The sequence below is a fragment of the Cellulomonas triticagri genome (genome assembly GCF_003696205.1).
In the GTDB taxonomy this organism is placed as follows: domain Bacteria; phylum Actinomycetota; class Actinomycetes; order Actinomycetales; family Cellulomonadaceae; genus Cellulomonas; species Cellulomonas triticagri.
Genome location: NZ_RFFI01000173.1, coordinates 1 through 5,481, shown reverse-complemented (window position 1 = coordinate 5,481; position 5,481 = coordinate 1). Strand labels below are relative to the sequence as shown.

5 protein-coding genes are annotated in these 5,481 nt (G+C 74.9%); 4 read left to right on the top strand and 1 reads right to left on the bottom strand.

What is annotated here, in order from left to right; all coding sequences use genetic code 11:
* Nucleotides 1-218 (top strand): GNAT family N-acetyltransferase (locus EBM89_RS19270; RefSeq protein ID WP_122151221.1); only part of this gene is annotated, 218 nt, incomplete at its 5' end.
* A gap of 27 nt (nucleotides 219-245) precedes the next feature.
* Here the strand turns inward: EBM89_RS19270 and EBM89_RS19265 are convergent.
* Nucleotides 246-2,480: an MMPL family transporter gene (locus EBM89_RS19265; protein ID WP_369408675.1), complete on the bottom strand. Its 2,235-nt coding sequence runs from the start codon at nucleotides 2,478-2,480 to the stop codon at nucleotides 246-248.
* A 68-nt stretch (nucleotides 2,481-2,548) separates the two neighbouring features.
* Here EBM89_RS19265 and EBM89_RS19260 point away from each other — a divergent pair, with 68 nt between their 5' ends.
* From EBM89_RS19260 to EBM89_RS19250, 3 genes are all read left to right on the top strand, one after another.
* A complete protein-coding gene (locus EBM89_RS19260; RefSeq protein WP_122151219.1) occupies nucleotides 2,549-3,970 on the top strand; it encodes a replication-associated recombination protein A in 1,422 nt (473 codons plus the stop codon).
* Nucleotides 3,971-4,166: 196 nt separating this feature from the next.
* A complete protein-coding gene (rpsD, locus tag EBM89_RS19255; protein WP_122151218.1) occupies nucleotides 4,167-4,793 on the top strand; it encodes a 30S ribosomal protein S4 in 627 nt (208 codons plus the stop codon).
* 172 nt (nucleotides 4,794-4,965) lie between these two features.
* Nucleotides 4,966-5,325: a DUF948 domain-containing protein gene (locus tag EBM89_RS19250; RefSeq protein ID WP_122151217.1), complete on the top strand. Its 360-nt coding sequence runs from the start codon at nucleotides 4,966-4,968 to the stop codon at nucleotides 5,323-5,325.
* Nucleotides 5,326-5,481: the final 156 nt, after the last annotated feature.

Below are 5,481 nucleotides of genomic sequence, written 5' to 3'. Positions count from 1 at the left end.
CGGGGTCGGCGCACCTGCACGGCCTGGGCGTGCGCCCGGGTGGCCGCGGGCGCGGGTTCGGGGCGGCGCTCACGGCCGGGGCCGTGCGGGCGCTGCTCGCGGGCGGGCGGGACTGGGTGTCCCTCGGCATGTGGGACGACAACGACGGCGCCCGGCGGCTCTACCACCGCTTGGGGTTCCGGACCGGGCACCGGCTGACGACGTTCCGGCGCCGCTGACGCGGCTGCCGTTGGCGTCGCGGCCTGTCAGTGGGTGAGCGCGAGGCGGGCGTGCACCCGCTTGAGCCACGCCGGGGCCCACCAGTTGGCCTCCTGCAGGACGGTCATCGTGGCCGGGACCAGCAGCAGCCGCACCAGGGTCGCGTCGATCAGCACGGCGACGGCCAGCGAGAACCCGACCTCCTTGATCACCAGCAGCTCGCCCGCGACGAAGCCCGCGAACACCGCGATGATGATCGCCGCCGCCGACGTGATGACCCGTCCGGAGCGCTGCAGGCCGAGGCGGACGGCGACGTCGTTGGGGGCGCCCGCGTCGTGCAGCTCCTTGATGCGGGACAGCAGGAACACCTCGTAGTCCATCGCGAGCCCGAACGCGAACGCGATCACCAGCGCGACGACGTACGTCTCGATGCCGCCGGTGGGCTCGAAGCCGAGCAGCCCGGACAGGTTCCCGTCCTGGAACACCCACACCAGCACGCCGAGCGAGGCGGACAGCGACACCACGTTGGTGAGCAGCGCCTTGATCGGCACCAGCACGGAACCGGTCATGAGGAACAGCAGCACCAGCGTCGCGACCGCCACGATGCCGAGCGCCCAGGGCGCCCGGTCGAGCAGGGCGTCGGTGAAGTCGATCTGGTTGGCGGCCTGCCCGCCGACGTAGGCGTCGAACGGCAGGTCGAGGTCGCGCAGCGCGTGCACGACGTCCTGCGCGGCCGCGCCGCCGGGGTCGCCGTCGACCCGGACGCCGAGCACGACGACCGAGTCGCGGGTGGCGGGGCCGGTGACGGCCGTGACGCCGTCGATCGCCTCGATCTCGGGCACGGCGGTGGTGGCCTCGGCGGCGGAGGTCTGCGCGACCACCTGGATCGCCGGGGCGGAGGAGGTCGGGTACTGCTCGGCGAGCACGGCCACGTACTCGCGCTGCGGGCTGGACAGCGGCAGCAGCTCGGTCGTGGAGTTGCGCAGCTCCAGGTGCAGCAGCGGCGTGGCGAGGACCAGCAGCACGGCGAGCGACCCGCCCATGACCCACCAGGGGCGGCGCTGCACGCGCGCGGCGAGGCGGGAGAACGCCCCCTCCTCCGACTGCACGTCGGCGGTGCGGGCGAGCAGGGCGCGCACGCCGGGGACCCGGGAGAGCAGGCTGGGGCGGGCGAGGCGGCGCCCGCTGAGCACGAGCAGCGCGGGGACGAGGGTGAGCGCGGTGGCGACCGCGAACACGATCACCGCGACGGACCCGGCGCCGAAGGCCCGCAGGATCTCCTGCCGGAACACCAGCAGCCCGGCGATCGAGATGGCGACGGTCACCGCCGAGAACGCGACGGTCCGCCCGGCGGTGCGCATCGTGGTGGTGAGCGCCGCGACCACCGCACCGTCCCCGCGCCGCCGGCGGCTGGAGGCGCCCTCGTCCTCGCCGAGGGTGCGGCCGAGCTCCTCGCGGAACCGGGACACGATGAGCAGGCCGTAGTCGATCGACAGGCCGAGCCCGAGCACGGTGACGACGTTGACGACGGACGACTCCAGGTCGTCCATGAGGTACGACAGGGCCACCAGCGACCCCAGCCCGCCCGCGATGGACGCCAGTGCGCCGACCATGGGCAGCGACGCCGCGAGGAACCCGCCGAACACCAGCACCATGATGAGCAGCGCGATCGGCAGGGCGATGGCCTCGCCGGTGGTCAGGTCCTGCTTCACCTGGTCCGTGATCGCGGACACGATGAGCGAGGTGCCGCCGACGAGGCCGGTGGCCTCGGGCGCGACGTCCTGCAGCGCGGCCGGGACGGCCTCCAGGTGCCGCTGCACCTCGCGCAGGGCGTCCGCCTCGGCGTCGGCGGACAGCTCCGGGTCGAGCTCGGCGACCAGCAGGAACCCGTCGCCGTCCTGCGCCAGCAGCGGCGCGGCGGCGGGGTTGGCGGGGCCGTCGGGCAGGACGAACGGGTCGATGACGGTCAGCACGCCGTCGACCGCGGCGACGTCCTCGCGCGCCGGGGCGAGGGCCTCGGCCACGCCCTCGGTCGTGGGGTCCACGCCCTGCAGCACGAGGCTGAGGGACGCTCCCGACGTGTCGGTCTCGGCCAGCAGCTCGCTGGCCCGCGCGCTGTCCGAGCCGGGCACCGAGGGCTCGCCGGTGGACAGCCGGTCGAAGAGGTTCTGCCCGCCGACGCCGACCAGGGCCAGGAGCAGGCACGCTGCCGCGACGAGCGCCCAGACGAGGACCGTCAGGCGGGGGTGGCGGGCGACCGTGCGGCCGAGGCTGTCGAACACGCAGGTCAGCATCGCAGGCCGAGCACCCCTCGCGCACCACCGTGGGTGGTCGGCCGTAGGCTCGCGGCATGGATCTGTTCGACGCGGTGTCCTCCACGGCGCAGGGCACCCCCGCGCCGACGGCGGGCGCGCCGCTGGCCGTGCGCATGCGACCGCGCACGCTGGACGAGGTGGCGGGGCAGGGGCACCTGCTGGTGCCGGGGTCGCCGCTGCGGCGGCTGGTCGAGGGCGGGTCGCCAGGGGATACCACCCGGCGCGCGGCCCCGTCCTCGGTGGTGCTGTGGGGGCCGCCCGGCACCGGGAAGACGACCCTGGCGTACCTGGTGGCGACGGCGTCGGGCCGCCGGTTCGTGGAGCTGTCCGCCGTGACGGCGGGCGTCAAGGACGTCCGGCAGGTCGTCGAGGACGCCCGGCGGCGGCTCACGGCGGACGGCACGGAGACGGTGCTGTTCATCGACGAGGTGCACCGGTTCACCAAGGCCCAGCAGGACGCGCTGCTGCCCAGCGTCGAGAACCGCTGGGTGACGCTGGTGGCCGCGACGACGGAGAACCCGAGCTTCTCGGTGAACTCCCCGCTGCTGTCCCGGTCGCTGCTGCTGACGCTCCAGCCGCTCGGCACCGAGGACGTGCGGGCGCTGGTCCGCCGCGCCGTCGCGGACGACCGCGGGCTGGGCGGGGCCGTGCGCCTGACCGAGGAGGCCGAGGAGCACCTGCTGCGGCTCGCTGGCGGGGACGCGCGCAAGGCGCTGACCATCCTGGAGGCCGCCGCGGGCGCCGCCCTGGAGGACCGGGCGGCGCGCCTGGCCGACCCGGACGCCGAGCCGCCGGACCCGGACGAGCCCGCCGAGGTCGACCTCGCGACCACCGAGCGCGCCATCGACGTCGCCGCCGTGCGGTACGACCGTGACGGCGACCAGCACTACGACGTCATCAGCGCGTTCATCAAGTCGGTGCGCGGGTCCGACGTCGACGCCTCGCTGCACTACCTGGCGCGGATGATCGCGGCGGGGGAGGACCCGCGGTTCATCGCGCGGCGCATCGTCATCTCCGCGTCCGAGGACGTCGGCATGGCCGACCCCAGCGCGTTGCAGACCGCCGTCGCCGCGGCGCAGGCCGTCGCGCTCATCGGCATGCCGGAGGCCCGGATCATCCTCGCCGAGGCCGTGGTGCACCTCGCGACCGCCCCCAAGTCCAACGCGGCCTACAACGGGATCAACGCCGCGCTCGCCGACGTGCGGGCCGGGCGGCTCGGGCCGGTGCCCGCGCACCTGCGGGACGCGCACTACGCCGGGGCGAAGGCGCTGGGCCACGGCGCCGGGTACCTGTACGCGCACGACCACCCGCACGGCGTCGCGGCCCAGCAGTACCTGCCGGACGACCTCGTGGGCACGCGCTACTACGCGCCCACCGAGAACGGGTACGAGCGGCAGGTCGGCGAGCGGCTGGGACGCATCCGGTCCGTGCTCGACCAGGCGCCGGAGCCCGGTTAGGTCTGACGCACCCCGAACGGGTAGTGTTACCCGGTCGTCCCGTGGTGGACGCCGCCCGGCCACGCGCCGACGGCACCGCCGGACGACCACCCCTGGGGTCCTAGCCCGCGTCCCTCCCAGGACGCACGAAGGTCGGCCCCACGCCCGCCCCGGAGTCACCGGGACCGGGTGTGCCGTACGAACGACAGGAAGATCCATGAGCAACGTGACCCGTGCGCGTCGCCAGGTGCGCCTCTCCCGCGCCCTCGGCCTCGCGCTGACGCCCAAGGCCGTCAAGCACTTCGAGAAGCGCCCCTACCCCCCGGGCGAGCACGGCCGTGCGCGTCGTCGGACCGAGTCCGACTACGCCGTGCGTCTGCGCGAGAAGCAGCGTCTGCGCGCCCAGTACGCGCTGCGCGAGAAGCAGCTCGCCCGCGCCTACGAGGACGCCCGCAAGGCCCCGGGCCTGACCGGTGAGGCCCTCGTCGAGGACCTCGAGACCCGCCTGGACGCCCTCGTGCTCCGCGCCGGCTTCGCCCGCACCATCCTGCAGGCCCGCCAGGTCGTCGTGCACCGCCACATCCTGGTCGACGGCAAGATCGTGGACCGCCCGTCCTTCCGCGTGAAGGAGGGCCAGACCCTCCAGGTCAAGCCCAAGTCGCAGACCACCGTGCCGTTCCAGGTGGCCGCCGCCGGCGCCCACCGCGACGTGCTCCCGGCCCTCCCGGGCTACCTGGACGTCCAGCTCGAGAAGCTGTCGGCCGTCCTGGTGCGTCGCCCGAAGCGCGCCGAGGTCCCCATCACCTGCGAGGTCCAGCTGGTCGTGGAGTACTACGCCCGCTGAGCGCACCCGCGCCCAGCACGACCGCGACGCCCCTGCACCGCCCTCACGGGCCCGTGCCGGGGCGTCGCGGCGTTGCGGGGTCCGCGACCCCGACGCCCGCTGCGCACGCACCGCCGGGTAGGGTTCCCCGAGGTGGCGTCGCACGCCGCCTCCACGAGCAGAAGGGCAGGCCATGCTGGGAGACATCGCGGGCCTCATCGCCGCCATCGCCTTCGTGCTGCTGGTCGGCGCGCTCGCCGTGCCGCTGGTCAAGCTCGGGCGGGTGCTGGACGAGACCACCACGTCGGTGCGGGAGCTCACCGAGCACACCGTGCCGATCCTGGACGAGGCCGCGACGACTGTCTCGTCCACCAACACCCAGCTGGAGCGGGTCGACGCCATCACGACGTCCGCCGCCCAGATCACGCAGAACGCGTCCGCGCTGACCTCGCTGTTCGCGGCGACCGTCGGCGGGCCGATGATCAAGGTCGCGGCGTTCTCGTACGGCGTGCGGCGCGCGCTGACCGGGCTGCGGGCCGGGCGCCGGCGATGAGCCGCCTGCTCTGGGTCGCCGTCGGCGCGGCTGCCGCCGTCGCCGGCGCCAAGCGGCTGGGGCTCCTGGACGGCGTCCTGGACCCGGCGCCGTCGGGCTCGGGTCACGGCACGCGGGGCACGCACGGCGTGCACGCCGAGGGCGCGCGTCCGGTCG